12 protein-coding genes are annotated in these 15593 nt (G+C 68.4%); 8 read left to right on the forward strand and 4 right to left on the reverse strand.

All coding sequences use genetic code 11. The annotated features are described in order from the left end of the window. Positions 1-59: 59 nt before the first annotated feature. Positions 60-2318 carry a ribonuclease R gene (rnr, locus tag C0V75_RS02135; protein WP_101919246.1) on the forward strand — a complete coding sequence of 753 codons (2259 nt, stop codon included), beginning with the start codon at positions 60-62 and terminating at the stop codon, positions 2316-2318. Positions 2319-2423: 105 nt separating this feature from the next. Then, positions 2424-3668, forward strand: coding sequence for a lytic murein transglycosylase (locus C0V75_RS02140; protein ID WP_101919247.1), 1245 nt, complete (start codon positions 2424-2426; stop codon positions 3666-3668). Between the two features lie 82 nt (positions 3669-3750). Here C0V75_RS02140 and C0V75_RS02145 read toward each other — a convergent pair whose 3' ends face one another. Continuing rightward, positions 3751-4956, reverse strand: a complete 1206-nt coding sequence (locus C0V75_RS02145; protein WP_101919248.1) for a winged helix-turn-helix domain-containing protein — start codon at positions 4954-4956, stop codon at positions 3751-3753. 230 nt (positions 4957-5186) lie between these two features. On the opposite strand from C0V75_RS02145, the gene C0V75_RS23235 reads away from it, so the two are divergent. Beyond that, the gene (locus C0V75_RS23235; RefSeq protein WP_216821387.1) at positions 5187-5810 is read left to right on the forward strand and encodes a cation:proton antiporter; all 624 of its coding nucleotides are present in this window, start codon (positions 5187-5189) and stop codon (positions 5808-5810) included. A 54-nt stretch (positions 5811-5864) separates the two neighbouring features. Continuing rightward, the gene (locus C0V75_RS23240; RefSeq protein WP_216821388.1) at positions 5865-6443 is read left to right on the forward strand and encodes a cation:proton antiporter; all 579 of its coding nucleotides are present in this window, start codon (positions 5865-5867) and stop codon (positions 6441-6443) included. Between the two features lie 20 nt (positions 6444-6463). Here C0V75_RS23240 and C0V75_RS02155 read toward each other — a convergent pair whose 3' ends face one another. Both C0V75_RS02155 and C0V75_RS02160 read right to left on the reverse strand, forming a co-directional pair. Continuing rightward, positions 6464-8971, reverse strand: a complete 2508-nt coding sequence (locus tag C0V75_RS02155) for an ABC transporter permease (RefSeq protein ID WP_101919864.1) — start codon at positions 8969-8971, stop codon at positions 6464-6466. 8 nt (positions 8972-8979) lie between these two features. Then, entirely contained in the window at positions 8980-9678 is a 699-nt protein-coding gene (locus tag C0V75_RS02160) for an ABC transporter ATP-binding protein (RefSeq protein ID WP_371410651.1), read from the reverse strand. Here C0V75_RS02160 and C0V75_RS02165 point away from each other — a divergent pair. The 3 genes from C0V75_RS02165 (at position 9677) to C0V75_RS02175 (ending at position 13219) form a co-directional block, all read left to right on the forward strand. Further along, complete coding sequence (locus tag C0V75_RS02165; RefSeq protein WP_254216349.1) at positions 9677-10375, forward strand: arylesterase; 699 nt, start codon at positions 9677-9679, stop codon at positions 10373-10375. The genes C0V75_RS02160 and C0V75_RS02165 overlap by 2 nt on opposite strands. 232 nt (positions 10376-10607) lie before the next feature. Then, entirely contained in the window at positions 10608-12020 is a 1413-nt protein-coding gene (locus C0V75_RS23455) for an FAD-binding oxidoreductase (protein ID WP_101919249.1), read from the forward strand. Continuing rightward, positions 12017-13219, forward strand: a complete 1203-nt coding sequence (locus C0V75_RS02175) for a hypothetical protein (protein ID WP_254216350.1) — start codon at positions 12017-12019, stop codon at positions 13217-13219. Before C0V75_RS23455 ends, C0V75_RS02175 begins: the two co-directional genes overlap by 4 nt. 252 nt (positions 13220-13471) lie before the next feature. On the opposite strand, the gene hemC is transcribed toward C0V75_RS02175, so the two are convergent. Continuing rightward, entirely contained in the window at positions 13472-14416 is a 945-nt protein-coding gene (hemC, locus tag C0V75_RS02180; protein WP_101919867.1) for a hydroxymethylbilane synthase, read from the reverse strand. Positions 14417-14555: 139 nt separating this feature from the next. Between hemC and hemE the strand changes: the two genes are divergently transcribed. Next, positions 14556-15593, forward strand: coding sequence for a uroporphyrinogen decarboxylase (hemE, locus tag C0V75_RS02185; protein ID WP_101919251.1), 1038 nt, complete (start codon positions 14556-14558; stop codon positions 15591-15593).

Here is a 15593-nt window from a genome sequence, read left to right on the forward strand (position 1 = left end):
GGCAAGGCGCCGCCCCCAAAGCGATTGGCCTTTCCCCCGCCCCGTGCTAGGCCATCGCCATGCAGGAGATCCCCACCAAAGCCCAGATCCTTCAATGGATCGCCGACAATCCCGGCCTTTCGGCCAAGCGCGACATCGCCAAGGCCTTCGGCATCAAGGGCGCCGCGCGCATCGACCTCAAGCGCATCCTGAAGGAGCTGGAGGCCGAGGGCAGCGTCACCAAGAAGGCCCGCAGCTACCGTGACCCCGACACGCTGCCCCCGGTCACCCTGCTGACCGCCCTGCCGCCCGATGGTCAGGGCGACATCTTCCTCGCGCCGATGGAATGGCAGGGCGCGGCCGAAGACGCACCCCGCATCCTCTTCATCCCCAAGAAGGGCGATCCGGCCCTCGGGCCGGGCGACCGCGTGCTTGCCCGCCTCTCCAAGGTCGATCTAGACGATTACCAGTATGAGGCCCGGCTCATCCGCCGCCTCGGCTCGAACCCGATCAAGCTTCTCGGCATCTTCCGCAAATCCGCAGAAGGCGGCCGCATCATTCCCATCGACAAGGGCTCCGACAAGGATTGGCTCGTCGGTCGCGACGACACGCTCGATGCCCGCGACGGGGAACTGGTGGAGGCCGAACAGCACGGCCCCAAACGCATGGGCCTGCCCCGCGCCCGCATCGTGGCCCGCCTTGGCGATCCGATGGGGCCCAAAGCCGTCTCCCTCATCGCCATCCACCAGCACGGCATCCCCGACCGCTTCCCCGATCCGGTGATTGCCGAGGCCGAGGCCGCGAAACCCGCCCCGATGGACACCCGCGAAGACCTGCGCGACCTGCCCCTCGTCACCATCGACCCCTCCGATGCCCGCGACCATGACGATGCCGTCTTCGCCGAGGCAGACCATGACGCCGCCAACCCCGGCGGCCATGTCGTCTGGGTCGCCATTGCCGACGTGGCCCATTACGTCCGCCCCGGTTCCGCCCTGGACCGCGAGGCGCGAAAGCGCGGCAATTCCACCTATTTCCCCGACCGCGTGGTCCCCATGCTGCCGGATGTCCTGTCGGGCGACCTCTGCTCGCTGCATGAAGGCGTGGACAGGCCCTGCCTTGCCGTCCGCCTGAAACTGGATGCCGAAGGGAACAAGATCAGCCACCGCTTCGTCCGGGGCATGATGCGCTCTGCCGCCTCGCTCACCTATGAAGAGGTGCAGCAGGCGCAGGACGGCCATCCCACGCCGCGCACCGCCGCCCTGATGGACCGGGTCATCACGCCCCTTTACGCCGCCTATGCCGCCGCCACCAAGGCCCGCCACCTGCGCCAGCCGCTCGACCTCGACCTGCCCGAACGCAAGATCGTGCTGTCGGACGAGGGCAAGGTGCTGTCGGTCGCCTTCCGCGAACGCTTCGACGCGCACCGCCTGATCGAGGAATTCATGATCCTCGCCAATGTCGCCGCGGCCGAGGAACTGACCCGCCTGAAATGCCCCCTCCTCTTCCGTGTCCACGAAGAACCCAGCCCCGAAAAGCTCGACGCCCTGCGCGAAGTGGCCGAGGCATCGGGCTTCACCCTCGCCAAGGGGCAGGTTCTGAAAACCGCCCACCTCAACCGCCTGCTGGCCCAGGCGCAGGGCACGGAATTCGACGAGCTGATGAACATCACCACCCTGCGCTCCATGACGCAGGCCTATTACCACCCGCAGAATTTCGGCCATTTCGGCCTGTCGCTGCGGTCCTACGCCCATTTCACCTCGCCCATCCGCCGCTATGCCGATCTGATCGTGCATCGCGCCCTGATCGCGGGGCATGACTGGGGCAAGGATGGGCTCTCCCCGCAGGACATCGAGAATCTGGATGAGACCGCCAAGCTCATCTCCGACGCCGAACGCCGGTCGATGACGGCGGAACGCGACACCAACGACCGCTACCTCGCCGCCTACCTGTCCGATCGCGTGGGCAGCGAGTTCACCGGCCGCATCTCGGGCGTCCAGCGTTTCGGCCTTTTCGTCAAGCTTGATGAAACCGGGGCCGACGGCTTGATCCCGATCCGCGAGGTGGGGCGCGAATTCTTCCATTACGACGACCAGAGCCAGACGCTGATGGGCGCCGATACCGGCCTCACCCTTGGCATCGGGCAAAAGGTCACCGTGCGGCTGGCCGAGGCGATCCCCGTCACCGGGGGCCTCACGCTGGAACTGATCTCGCTGGACGGCACCCCCCTGCCGCGCAGCCCGAATACCGGGAAACGCGGCCGCTTCTCCCCCCGCAAGCCCGGTGCCGCCGCCGCCCGCGATGCCAAGCTGAAACGCAAGGTCATCCGCAAGCGCCGCTGATCCGGCAGAACTCCGCCCGGCCCCTGCCCCCGCGCCTTTCTGCTTGGGCCTGCCTGCCCTATCTTCTGTCGCAACCAGAAGAAGAACCGACAGGCAGGTAACATCATGCGCGCAGCGCTCCTTTCCCTTTCCCTCCTTCCCCTGCCGGCCCTTGCAGGCCCCGCCGCGATGCCGCAGCCTGACAGCCCCGCATCGCGCATGCCCGGAGGCATCTTGACCCAGACCAGCGCCCAGACCGGCCTTGACCAATGGATCGTCGCCTTCCGCCCCCGCGCATTGGCCGCAGGGATCGCGCCCGCCACGCTCGACCTTGCCTTCCAGGGCATCCGCTACAATGACAGCGTGATCGAAAAGGACCGCAACCAGGCCGAATTCACCCGCACCATCTGGGATTACCTCGACAGCGCCGTCTCCGACCTGCGGGTGGAAAACGGCACCGCCGCGCTGCGCCAGCACCGCCGCACGCTCGACCGGCTGGAAGCCGTCTATGGCGTCCCCGCCGAGGTCGTCACCGCCATCTGGGGGCTGGAAAGCAGCTATGGCGCGAACCGGGGCGACATTCCGGTGATCGAGTCCCTGGCAACGCTCGCCCATGATGGCCGCCGCGGCCCCTTCTTCGAGGCGCAACTGATCGACGCGCTGCGCATCCTGCAATCGGGCGATGTGGTCCCGGAGGCCTTCACCGGCAGTTGGGCCGGGGCGATGGGCCATACGCAGTTCATCCCCTCCAGCTTCCACAGCTTCGCCGTGGATTTCGATGGCGACGGGCGGCGCGACATCTGGTCCGACGATCCGACCGATGCCCTGGCCTCCACCGCCGCCTATCTGGCGAAGTCGGGATGGCAGCCCGGCCTGCCCTGGGGGATCGAGGTCACGCTGCCCCCCGGATTCGACTACGGCCTTTCAGGCAAGGGGGTGGCCACCCCCATCGCCGACTGGGCCGCGCTCGGGGTCACCCGCGCGGATGGCAGCGCCCTGCCCGATATCGGCTCTGCCGAGCTTCTCCTGCCCGCCGGGGCGCGCGGGGCGGCCTTCCTCATCACCGCGAATTTCCGCGCCATCGAACGCTACAATGCCGCAGATGCCTATGTCATCGCCGTGGGCCATCTCTCCGACCGCCTCGCAGGCGGCCCCCCGATCCAGGCCGCATGGCCCCGCGAAGACCGCGCCCTGACGGGCGAGGAACGGCGCGAATTGCAGCAACGCCTGACGGCGGCGGGCTTTGACACGAAAGGGGTCGATGGCAAGATCGGCCCCAACACCCTCGCCGCCCTGCGCGCCTTCCAGCGCAGCATCGGGATGGTGCCGGACGGCTATGCCTCGCTCGATATCCTGAAGCGTCTGCGCTGATCGCAGCGGCGCAAGGGGGGCTGTCTGCCCCCCTCGTCGCTTCGCTCCTCACCCCCCGAGGATATTTTCAGACAGAAAGTGATCAGGGCTGGCGTTTCGGCTCCCGCAGCCACCCCTCCGCCCAATCCACCCGCGCACAGCCCGCAAAGCCTGCCAGCCGGTCCAGCTCCGCCTCCAGCTTCGCCTGCCGCCCCTTGCCCCAAGAAATCCCCGGCTCGGGCCAGAGGGCACGGACCGCCAGCACATCCCCCGCCCGCTTCACGTCGATCCGCCCCACCAGCCGCGCCCCTTCCAGCAGGGGAAAGACATAATAGCCGAACACCCGTTTCGCTTCCGGCACGAAAACCTCGATCCGGTAGCGAAAACCGAAGAGGAACTCCGCCCGCTTCCGGTCGCGCAGCGCCGGATCAAAGGGCGAAAGCACCCGCATCCGCGCGGGCGGCTCCGGCGCCTCCATCCCCGCCAGACCGGGCAGCGCAAAGACCCGCCGCCGTGCACCCTCTGCCCCCTCGACCTCCACCTCCTCCACAAGACCCGCCCGCAGCGCCTGCGCCAGCCAGTCCCGCGCCGCCTCCAACGGCACCGCGTTCCAATATCCCGCCACTTCCGCCGCCGTCCCGAAGCCCAGCCGCTCCAGCGCCGAGGCCCAGGCCCAGTCCAGTTCCTCTTCCGACGAAACCTCCGCCCCCCGCACCGCCTCGGGGATCACCCGCTCCGTCAGGTCATAGACCTTGCGGAACCCGTCCCGCCGCGTCACCGCGATCCGCCCCGTCCGCCACAGCCATTCCAGCGCGGTCTTGGACGGATGCCAGTCCCACCAGCCGCCCTTGCCCCGCGCCTCTCCCTCCCCCACGTCAGAGGAGGAAACAGGCCCATCCCGTGCGATCCGGTCCAAGATCGTATCGAACTGCGCCTCGAACCCTTCGCGGAACCAGGTCCGCCACCCCTCCCTCAGCCGCGCCTCGTCGCGCGCGAACCGCCCCCGCCACATCGGCCACAGCTCCACCGGCAGGACAGACGCATCATGCGTCCAATGCTCCCAAAGACTCCGCTCCCCCTCCAGCGCACGCTTCAGCGCCGCGGGGCGGTAGCCCTGCCTGCGCGACCACAGGATCATGTCATGGGCGCGGGCGACCGTGGTGATGCTGTCCACCTGGACAAAGCCGATCCGCCCCACCAGCCCCGCCAGCGCCGCCCCCGAGGCAGCTCCCACCGGCGCCTCGGCCAGCGCGTGCCGGTCCAGAAACAGCCGCCGCGCCGTCGCATTGGGGATCACGGTCAAGGTCATCCCCCAGACCTAGCAGCCTCACCCCGACCGCGCCAAGCCTTGCGTCGAAACAGTCTGAAAGATTGCCGCGAAAATCGTGACCACGCCGCCGCGCCAAGCCCGTTGCAACAGTCCGCAACCGGCTTACCCTGCCATCACTTCCCTGCCTTCCGCCACGGGCCCGCCCCGCCGCCACCGGGTGCCGGATCGCCGTGGCACTTCCGGCCCAGACCCATTTTCACAAGGACCCGATGCCCCACGAAACGCCCCTGATCGCCACCCTCGTCATCGGCCTCTCGCTCGCCTTCGTCCTGGGCCTTCTGGCGCATCGCCTGAAACTGCCGATGATCGCGGGCTACCTTCTGGCGGGCATCATCATCGGCCCCTTCACGCCGGGATATGTCGCCAATCAGGACTTGGCGACGGAACTGGCCGAACTTGGCGTGATCCTGCTGATGTTCGGCGTGGGGCTGCATTTCTCGCTCAAGGATCTGCTGGCGGTGAAATCCATCGCCATCCCCGGCGCCCTCGGCCAGATCCTCGTCGCCACCGCCGCGGGCCTTGCCCTCGCGCTGCTGATGGGATGGGGCATCGGCGCGGGCCTCATCTTCGGCCTCTCGCTCTCCGTCGCCTCCACCGTCGTCCTGCTGCGCGCGCTCCAGGACCGCGACCTTGTCGCCTCCGACCGGGGCCGCATCGCGGTAGGCTGGCTGATCGTCGAGGATGTCGTGATGGTCCTCTCCCTCGTCCTCATCCCGCCGCTCGCGGGCCTTCTCGGCGGCACGGCCCAGCCCGTTACCGAAGGCGCGGCGCAAGAGGCCGTGCGCATGGGCCTCGGCCCCATCACCGCCACCCTCGCCGTGACCCTGGCATAATTCGCAACCTTCGTCGCCCTCATGCTGATCGTCGGGCGCAAGGTCATCCCCTGAGTGCTGCATTACGTCGCCCATACCGGCAGCCGCGAGCTGTTCCGTCTCGCCGTCCTCGCCATCGCATTGGGCGTGGCCTATGGCTCCTCGCAGGTCTTCGGCGTGTCTTTCGCGCTGGGGGCCTTCTTCGCCGGGATGGTGATGGCCACCTCCACCCTCTCGCAACAGGCGATGCGCGAGACGATGCCCCTGCGCGACGCCTTCGCCGTGCTCTTCTTCGTCTCGGTCGGGATGCTCTTCAACCCCGCCATCGTGATCTCGGAACCGCTCGCCCTGATCGCGACCGTCGCCATCATCCTCGCCGTCAAATCCGCCGCCGCCTATGCCATCGTCCGCGCCTTCGGCCATGACCGCGCCGTCGCGCTGACCATCGCGACCAGCCTCGCCCAGATCGGCGAGTTTTCCTTCATCCTCATCGTGATGGGCACCAAACTCGCCATCGTGCCGGCCGAAGCGAAGGACCTCGTCGTCGCGGGCGCGATGCTCTCCATCCTCGCCAACCCGCTGCTCTTCACCTGGCTCGACCGCTGGACCGCGCGCCACCCCGCGCCGCATCCCGAAGACCCCGCCCCGCGCTGACCGGCGCAGCGCGGCGGGCGCTATTCCTGCGCCCGCAGCACCTGCGCCGGTCGCGCCGCCAGGGGCCGCAGCGCGAACAGAAGCCCCGCCGCCATCGTGGCAAAGACACCCCCCGCCACGATGGCAAGGGCCGAGACGGGCTCGAAGAAATACTCCGCCTCCATCACAAAGACCATCACCGCCCAGCCGGCAAGGCCCCCCGCCACGATGGCCACGCCCCCCGCCGCCGCCCCCGTCAGGGCCGACCGCAGCGCGAAACTGGCGAGTATCCGCCCCCGCGTCGCGCCCAGCGTCTTCATCACCGCCGCCTCATAGACCCGCGCGCGTTCCCCCGCCGCCGCCGCCCCGATCAGCACGACGAACCCGGTCACCAGCGTCGCCGCCGCCGCCCAGGCCGTGGCCGTCGCGATGGCCTGCAAGGCCTCGGTCACCCGGTCAATCGCCTCGCGGATGCGGATCGCGGTCACGTTGGGATAGGCCTTCGATACATCCCGCAGGATCGCCGCCTCCGCCTCTTCCGTCGCATAGACCGTCGCGATGAAGGTATGCGGCGCACCTTGCAGGGCCGCCGGGTTCATCGTCATGACAAACCCCATCCCTGCGCTGGAAAAATCCACCTGACGGAAACTCGTAATGGTCGCCGGGATATCCCGCCCCAGCACATTCACCACCAGCTCGTCCCCCAGCTTCAGCCCGATCTCCTCCGCCTCTTCGGCGGCAAAGGACACCTGCGCCGGCCCGGTGTAATCGGCAGGCCACCACTCCCCCGCCACCACCTTGGCATTCTCCTGCGGTTCGGCGGAATAGGTGATGCCCCGGTCACCCCGCACCACCCAATGTTCGCCCGCAACCTCCTTCGCAGGCCGCCCGTTGATCTGGGTCAGCACCGCGCGCAGCATGGGCGCGCTCTCCACCTTGCTCACCGCCGGGTCATTCTCCATCCGGGCGAGGAAGCCCTCCACCTGATCGGGCTGGATATCGACAAAGAAATAGCTCGGCGCCCGCTCCGGCAGGTCGGTTTCAATCGCCGCCCGCAGGTTCGCGTCGATCTGCCCCACCGCCGCCAGCACGCTGAGGCCAAGGCCAAGCGACAGGATCACCGCCCCCGCCTCATCCCGCGGCCCGCCGATGGATGCCAGCGCCAGCCGCAGCGCCACACGCCCCCGCGCCAGCCCCGCCCGCGCCGCCGCCCGCGCCACGCGCCGCAACCCCACCGCCGCGAAGGCCAGCACGATCAGCGCGCCGATCACGCCCCCCGCCGATCCCAGCGTCAATTCCCAGGTCCCCGAAAACCACACCGCGCCGCCGATCAGCAGCACGGCCAGCCCGGCAATCGCCCAGATATGCCGCGCCGCAGGCCACCCCGCCTTGCCCGACCCACGATAGAGCGCCGCCGCCCGCACCCCTTCCGTCCGCGCCAGCGGCCACAGCGTGAAGAGGAACGCCGTCACCACCCCATAGAACGCCGCCTCGATCAGGGGCAGCGGATAAAGTCCCACCTCCGCCGGGAAGGGCAGCGCCGCCTCGATCACACCGCCAAAGATCAACGGCACCGATGCCCCCAGCGCCAGACCGATGGCCACCCCCAGCCCCGCCAGAACCCCGATCTGCATCAGGTAGATGCGGAAGATCAGCCGCCCCTCGGCCCCAAGGGTTTTCAGCGTGGCAATGGTCGCCACCTTCCCCTCCAGATAGGCCCGCACCGCCGCCTGAACGCCCACGCCGCCCACGGCAAGGCCCGCGATCCCCACAAGGATCAGGAAAGACCCGATCCGGTCCACGAACCGCTCCACCCCCGGCGCGGCGCGGCGGCTGTCCTGCCAGCGCATCCCGGCATCGGCAAACTCCGCCTCCGCCCGCCGCTCCATCTCGGCAAGGTCCGTGCCCACAGGCAGCACCAGCCGGTATTCCGTCTCGAACAGCGACCCCGGCTCCAACAGCCCCGACCCGGCCAGATCGGCCGTCCGCACTATCGTCCGCGGCCCCAGCGAAAACCCGCCATTCGCGCTGTCCGGTTCCCGCAGCAGCACGCCACCCAGCCGGAACTCGCCCACGCCCATCCGCACCGGATCGCCCAGCGTCAGCCCCAGCCGATCCACCAGAACCTTGTCCATCACAAGGCCCGCCCGGCCATCGACCACGGCCAGCGCCTCGGGCAAGGTTCCCGCCTCCAGCACCACCGACCCCAGCAGCGGATAGGCATCATCCACCGCCTTGACCTGCGTCAGCGCCGTCTCCTCGCCCACCACCACCATGGACCGGAAATCCACGATCTCCGACACCCGGTCGGAAACCCCTTCCATCCAGGCCCGCTCCTCTTCCGTGGCAAAGCGATAGGTGAACTCCATCTGCGCATCACCGCCCAGCAGCACCGCGCCCTGATCGCTCAGCCCCTGCTGGATCGCCGCCCGCACCAGCCCCACGGCGGCAATCGCCGCCACGCCCAGCGCAAGACAGGCCAGAAAGACCCGAAACCCCTTCACCCCCCCGCGCAATTCGCGCCGGGCAATCGTCCAGGCCAGTCTCAGATCGGGGCTCACGCCGCCACCTCCGGCTGAACCACCCGCCCATCCGCCAGCCGCACCACCCGGTCACAGCGCGCCGCCAGTTCCGGCGCATGGGTCACCAGAACCAGCGTCGCCCCATGCCGGTCGCGCAAGCCGAACAGCAGGTCCATGATCGCCTGCCCGTTCACCCCATCCAGGTTCCCCGTCGGCTCATCCGCCAGCAGGATCGCCGGTCGCGGCGCCGCCGCCCGCGCCAGCGCCACGCGCTGCTGCTCGCCCCCCGACATCTGGCTCGGGTAATGCCCCATCCGCTTGCCCAGACCCACGGCCTGCAACTCCGCCTCCGCTCGGGCAAAGGCATCCGGCACCCCCATCAACTCCAGGGGCACCGCCACATTCTCCAGCGCCGTCATCGTGGGCATCAGATGGAAGGACTGGAACACCACCCCCATCTTCCCCCGCCGGAACCGCGCCAGCCCATCCTCATCCATCGCCGTCAGGTCCTGCCCCAGGGCGCGCACCTCGCCCCCCGTGGCCCGCTCCAGCCCCCCCATCAGCATCAACAGCGACGATTTCCCCGAACCCGACGGCCCGATCAGCCCAACCGTCTCGCCCGCATGAACTTCCAGTGATATGCCCTTGAGGATATCGACCGGCCCCGCATTTCCCGCCAAAGTCAACCGAACGTCCCTTAGCGCCAGAACCGCACCGAGCACCGCATCCGCCATGAAAATCGCCTTCCAACTGTCCAGTGCCACATATGGCGCGCGCCACATGTTCCGCAACATCACATTGGCGACAGCCCTTGTAACGCTGGCAGCCCTCCTTCCCGTCGCGGCACAGGCCGAACCCACCATCGTCGCCCTGGGCGACAGCCTCACCGCCGGCTACGGCCTGCCCGAAGGCGAAGGTCTGGTCCCCCAGCTCAACGCCTGGCTCGCCGCCCAGGGCTCCACCGCCACGGTCATCAACGCAGGCGTCTCGGGCGACACTTCCGCCGGCGGCCTCTCCCGCCTCGACTGGTCCCTCACCCCCGAAACCGACGCCCTCATCGTCACCCTCGGCGGCAACGACCTCCTCCGCGGCCTCCCGCCCGAGGAAACGCGCAAGAACCTCGACGCCATCGTGAAATCCGCCACCGACCGCGGCCTCAAGGTGCTGATCATCCCGATGGAGGCGCCGGGCAATTTCGGCCCCGATTACAAGGCCGATTTCGACGCCCTCTACACCGACATCGCCACCACCTATGGCGCGCAGATCACCCAACCCTTCTTCCGCCTCCTTGACGCGCAGGCCACCGATCCCGGCCAGATCGCCCAATGGATGCAGGCCGACGGCATCCACCCCAACAAGGACGGCGTCGCCCGCGTGGTGGCCAGCCTCGGCCCCACCCTCCTCCAACTGGCCGACAGCACCACCGACTGACCCCACCCTTTCACCTTGGCCCAAATACTCACTCTTGCGCCCTCTCCCCACGGCGCAAGGCCACCCCCCCCTGAACCACCCCCCCTTCACCTTGGCCCAAATACTCACCTTGCGCCCTTTCCCCCTGGCGCACCGCTGACGCCTCGCGCACCCCAACCAAACCCACCCCGCAATCCCCCTTGCAACTCCCCCGCCCCCGTCCGATGACTCGGCGCAAGACCGGAGCGCGCCCATGTCCCTCATCCCCGCCCTGAAATCCCTGCTCGGCGAAACCCATGTCCTCACCGGCCCCGACATGGCCCGCTATGCGCGCGACTGGATGGGCACCTATGAAGGCAGCCCCCTCGCCGTCGCCCGCCCCGGCAGCACGGCGGACGTCGCCGCCACCGTCAGACTGGCCGCAGATCACAACACCCCCATCATCCCCATCTCAGGCAATACCGGCCTCACCGGCGCGACCTATACCGAAGGCGGCCTCCTCCTCTCCACCGAGCGGCTGAACCGCATCCGCGAAATCCGCCCCGCCTCCCGCCTCGCCATCGTCGAATCCGGCGTCATCCTCTCCCGCCTCCACGACGCCGCCGAAGACCAGGGCCTCTACTTCCCCCTCTGGTTCGGTGCGCGCGGCTCGGCCATGATCGGCGGCGTCCTCTCCACCAACGCCGGCGGCTCCAACGTCCTGCGCTATGGCTCCACCCGCGCGCTCTGCCTCGGGCTGGAGGTCGTCCTCCCCGATGGCCGCGTACTCGATCTCATGTCCGAACTGCACAAGGACAATTCGGGCTATGATCTGAAAGACCTCTTCATCGGCGCCGAAGGCACGCTCGGCATCATCACCGCCGCGGTGATGAAACTCGTCCCCGCCCCCCGGGCGCATGCCACCGCCACCCTCGCCGCCCGCTCCCTCCCCGACGCGCTGACCTTGCTCAACCGCCTGCAAGCCGCCACCGGGGGCCTTGTAGAGGCCTTCGAATACATGCCCGCCGATTACATGGCGCGGCTGGAGCGCATCCGCCCCGATCTCGGCATCCCCTTCCCCGCCCATCGCGACTGCACCATCCTCGTGGAGATTGCCGCCACCGCCCCCGCCCTGACGACGGAAACGCCCCACGGCACCCTGCCGCTGACCGACCTTCTCGAAGACACCCTCGCCGCCCTGATGGAAGACGGCCTCATCCTCGACGCCAGCATCGCCCGCTCCTCCACCCAGCGCGCCGCCATGTGGGCGCGGCGCGAGGCCGCCGCCGAAATCGGTGCCGCCGTCAAACCCATGATCGACAGCGACATCGCCCTCCCCCTCGACAAGGTGGAAACCTTCCTCGCCCGCATCGGCCCGCGCCTCGCCACCATCGCCCCCGGCGCCGAAACCGTGACCGTCGCCCATCTGGGCGATGGCAACCTGCATTTCTCCGTCTATCCCGGCGATCCGTCCAAAGACCTTTACGACCGCGTCATCCATGCCATCGAGGATATCGTGCAAGACCTCGGCGGCTCCTTCTCCGCCGAACATGGCGTCGGCCTGTCCAAGCTCAACTCCATGGCCCGCCGCAAGAACCCCGTCGCGCTCGACGTGATGCGCGCGCTGAAACAGGCCCTCGACCCGGCCAACCTGATGAACCCCGGCAAGGTCGTTCCCCCGAAATGACCTCCCTCTCCGTCCTGCGCGACCCGACCCTGCGCCTCATCGCCTGGGCGCTGCTGCTGCTCGGCGCGCTCAATGCCTCGGTCTATCCCTACCAGTCCCTGGTCGGCATCGAACGGCTCGGCCTCTCCGAAACGACCTTCGCCCTCATCCTCGCGCTGGCCTCTGCCGTTTCCGTCTTGGCCTCGGTCCTGCTCGGCATCCTGACGGATCAGCGCGCGAACCGCCGCCGCATCGCGCTGCTGACCGCCGCTTCCGGCACCACCGGCGTCGGGCTGATGCTCCTTGCCCCCTCGCCGCTGACCTTCGCCCTCTGTCACGGGCTGCTCTTTCCCGTCGCCACTTCCCTCTACGGCCAGCTTTTCGCCCTTGCCCGCCTCGCCCGGTCCGATGACGGGGCGGCCCGCGATGCCATCCTTGCCACCCTCCGCTCGGCCATGTCGCTCAGCTTCCTCGCCATGCTGATCTTCTGGACCTTCGCCTTCGGCTGGGGGCTCGACGTGATGGCGGTCTATCTCTCGGCCACGCTGGCCGCCGTCATCCTGTCGGCGATGCTCCATCTCCATTGGCCCCGCGACGGCCAGACCGCATGGGAAGACCGCCCCTCCGGCCTCAACTTCCGCCGCGCCTTCGCCGAGATCGCCGAGGGCCGCATCCTCATCCGCCTGCTCCTCCTCGGTGCCATCGCCTCGGCGGGCAATCTCTACATGATCCTCACCGCGCTGGTGTTCGAGGCCTCGCCCACCCGCGATGCCGGCGATGCCGCGCTCTATATCGGCCTCGTCGCCGGGTGGGAGGTGCCCTTCATGCTGCTCCTGCCGCTGCTGACCCGCCGCTTCCGCCGCGCCACGCTGATGGCGGCGGGGACGGCGCTCTATGTCACCCATCTCGCGCTGATGCCGGTCCTGACGGAAAGCGCCTGGCTCTGGGTCCTCACACTCTTGGCAGGGCTGGGCGGCACGGCCATCCTCACCCTGCCCATCGCCTATTACCAGGACCTGCTCGACGGTCGCCCCGGCGCGGCGGGCGCGATGATCGCGCTGCAACGGCTGGCGGCGGAACTCCTTGCCGCTGCCGCCTTCGCGCTCGGCGCGGTGATCGGCGGGGGCTATGCCGTCACCGCATTGATGGGCGCGGGCATCGCGCTGCTCGGTGCCATCGCGCTCCTCTGGATCGACCGCCCGCGCCAAAGCGTTTCCTGACGCAGGAAAGGCAACGGACTGTGACGCACAGTCCGGCCCCCAATCGGCGCCCCCGATGAAGGCGATTTCTGCGTGCAGAAATCGGCGCGAAATCTGCGTCAGATTTCGCCTCCCGACTCACCCCGGCAGATCATGGTTAACAGGGCGCAACCCCACCGCGCGTGGCCACAGTTTGCGGCACAAAAGACGGCACAAGACACGGCACAGCCGTTTTCGCCCCAGTCAGGGAATTAACCCAGCGCGCGCAAGCCCTTAGCGCCAGCCAAAGAACCCGTCCCCGGCCCGCCCCAGCACCTCTTCCGCCAGATCGCGCCCCAGGGCCGCGGCATCCGAAACCACCCCCCGCCGCTCACCCGTGATCGACTCGCTGCCATCGGGCCGAAGGATCTCCCCCCGCAGCCAAAGCCGGTCCCCCTCGATCACCGCCAGCCCGGCAATCGGCGTCTCGCAAGACCCGTCCAGCCGCGCCAGGAACCCCCGCTCGGCGGCCAGACGCAGCCCCGTCTCACGGTCATGGATCGCCGACAGCATCCACTCAACCCGTTGATCTGCAATCCGTCTTTCCACCCCGATCGCGCCTTGCGCCACCGCAGGCAGCATCTCTTCCGGCGCAATCGCCGCCCGCGCCACATGCGCCATGCCCAGCCGGTTCAGCCCCGCCATGGCAAGGAAGGTCGCCACCGCCACCCCCTCTTCCAGCTTGCGCATCCGCGTCTGCACATTCCCCCGGAACTCCACCAGCCGCAGATCGGGCCGCCGCAGCGCCAGTTGCGCCCGCCGCCGCAGCGACGAAGACCCCACCACCGCCCCCTGCGGCAGATCGGCCAGCGACGCCACCCCCGGCGACACGAACCCGTCCCGCACATCCTCGCGCGGCAGATAGCAGTCCAGGATCAACCCCTCCGGCTGCACCGTCGGCATGTCCTTCATCGAATGAACCGCAATATCTATGGCCTCCTCGATCAAGGCCTCCTCGATCTCGCGTGTGAACAGCCCCTTGCCACCGATCTCCTTCAGCGGCTTGTCCAGGATCTGATCCCCCGTCACCTTGATCACGACGATCTCGAACGCCGCTTCCGGCAGGTCGAAGGCCGCCATCAGGCAACGCCGCACCTCATGCGCCTGCCACAGCGCAAGGGGCGAACCACGGGTTCCGATCTTCAAGGGCTGGGCGGGGGAGGGAAGCGGATGCGTCATGCCCCAAGGCATACAACTGTCATCTTTGCCTGACAACTCTTGACAAGACCCCGCCGCCAGCCGACCCATGGGCCATGACGCCGCTTCGCGCCCCAACACACCTCGCGCCCCACCGGGGCGACGCCACGAAAGCCACCCCATGACCCAGCCCGCCAAGACCATCCTCCGCGCCCTCGCAGGCGAAACCCTGCCCACGCCGCCGATCTGGATGATGCGTCAGGCGGGCCGCTACCTGCCCGAATACCGCGCCACCCGCGCCCAGGCGGGCGATTTCCTCTCGCTCTGCTACAATCCCGACCTCGCCGCCGAAGTCACGCTACAGCCGATCCGCCGCTATGGCTTTGATGCAGCGATCCTTTTCGCCGATATCCTGCTCTTGCCGCAGGCGCTTGGCCCGGAACTCTGGTTCGAAACCGGCGAAGGCCCGCGGATGGCAACCACCACCACGATGGATCAGGTCAAGGCGCTCAAACCCACCGACGCGATCCACGACACCCTCTCCCCCGTCTATGAAACCGTCCGCATCCTCGCCCGCGAACTGCCGAAGGAAACCACCCTGATCGGCTTCGCCGGCGCCCCCTGGACCGTCGCCACCTACATGATCGCGGGCCGCGGGTCGAAAGACCAGGGCGCCGCCCACGCGCTCAAGAACACCGACCGTGCCACCTTCGAGGCCCTCATCGACCGCATCACCGAGGCGACTGTGGAATATCTCTCCGCCCAGGTCATCGCCGGGGCCGAGGTGGTCAAGCTCTTCGATTCCTGGGCCGGCTCCCTCAAGGGCAAGGATTTCGACGATTTCGCCGTCAAACCCGCCGCCCGCATCATCAGCGCGATGAAAGACCGCCACCCCGGCCTGCCCATCATCGCCTTCCCGCGCGAGGCAGGCGACGGCTATATCGGCTTCGCCGCCAGGACCGGCGCGGATTGCGTCGCCATCGACAATTCGGTGACACCGGAATGGGCCGCCGAACATGTCCAGCCCGGCGGTTGCGTGCAGGGCAACCTTGCCCCCGAACACATGGTCACGGGGGGCGAGGCGCTCATCCGCGAAACCCGCCGCGTGGTCGATGCCTTCCGCAAGGGTCCGCATATCTTCAACCTCGGCCATGGCATCACGCCGGATGCGAACCCCGACAATGTGCAACTGATGATCGACACGGTCCGCGGGGCCTGA

The sequence above is a fragment of the Tabrizicola sp. TH137 genome, assembly GCF_002855575.1.
Lineage (GTDB): Bacteria > Pseudomonadota > Alphaproteobacteria > Rhodobacterales > Rhodobacteraceae > Paragemmobacter.

Excerpts from the sequence above, each read along its gene's own strand:
- C0V75_RS02140 (WP_101919247.1), top strand. The coding sequence starts at position 2,424 with ATGCGCGCAGCGCTCCTTTCCCTTTCCCTCCTTCCCCTGCCGGCCCTT.
- C0V75_RS02145 (WP_101919248.1), bottom strand. The coding sequence starts at position 4,956 with ATGACCTTGACCGTGATCCCCAATGCGACGGCGCGGCGGCTGTTTCTG.
- hemE (WP_101919251.1), top strand. The coding sequence starts at position 14,556 with ATGACCCAGCCCGCCAAGACCATCCTCCGCGCCCTCGCAGGCGAAACC.
- C0V75_RS23455 (WP_101919249.1), top strand. The coding sequence starts at position 10,608 with ATGTCCCTCATCCCCGCCCTGAAATCCCTGCTCGGCGAAACCCATGTC.
- hemC (WP_101919867.1), bottom strand. The coding sequence starts at position 14,416 with ATGACGCATCCGCTTCCCTCCCCCGCCCAGCCCTTGAAGATCGGAACC.
- C0V75_RS02160 (WP_371410651.1), bottom strand. The coding sequence starts at position 9,678 with ATGGCGGATGCGGTGCTCGGTGCGGTTCTGGCGCTAAGGGACGTTCGG.
- C0V75_RS23235 (WP_216821387.1), top strand. The coding sequence starts at position 5,187 with ATGCCCCACGAAACGCCCCTGATCGCCACCCTCGTCATCGGCCTCTCG.
- C0V75_RS02175 (WP_254216350.1), top strand. The coding sequence starts at position 12,017 with ATGACCTCCCTCTCCGTCCTGCGCGACCCGACCCTGCGCCTCATCGCC.
- rnr (WP_101919246.1), top strand. The coding sequence starts at position 60 with ATGCAGGAGATCCCCACCAAAGCCCAGATCCTTCAATGGATCGCCGAC.
- C0V75_RS02165 (WP_254216349.1), top strand. The coding sequence starts at position 9,677 with ATGAAAATCGCCTTCCAACTGTCCAGTGCCACATATGGCGCGCGCCAC.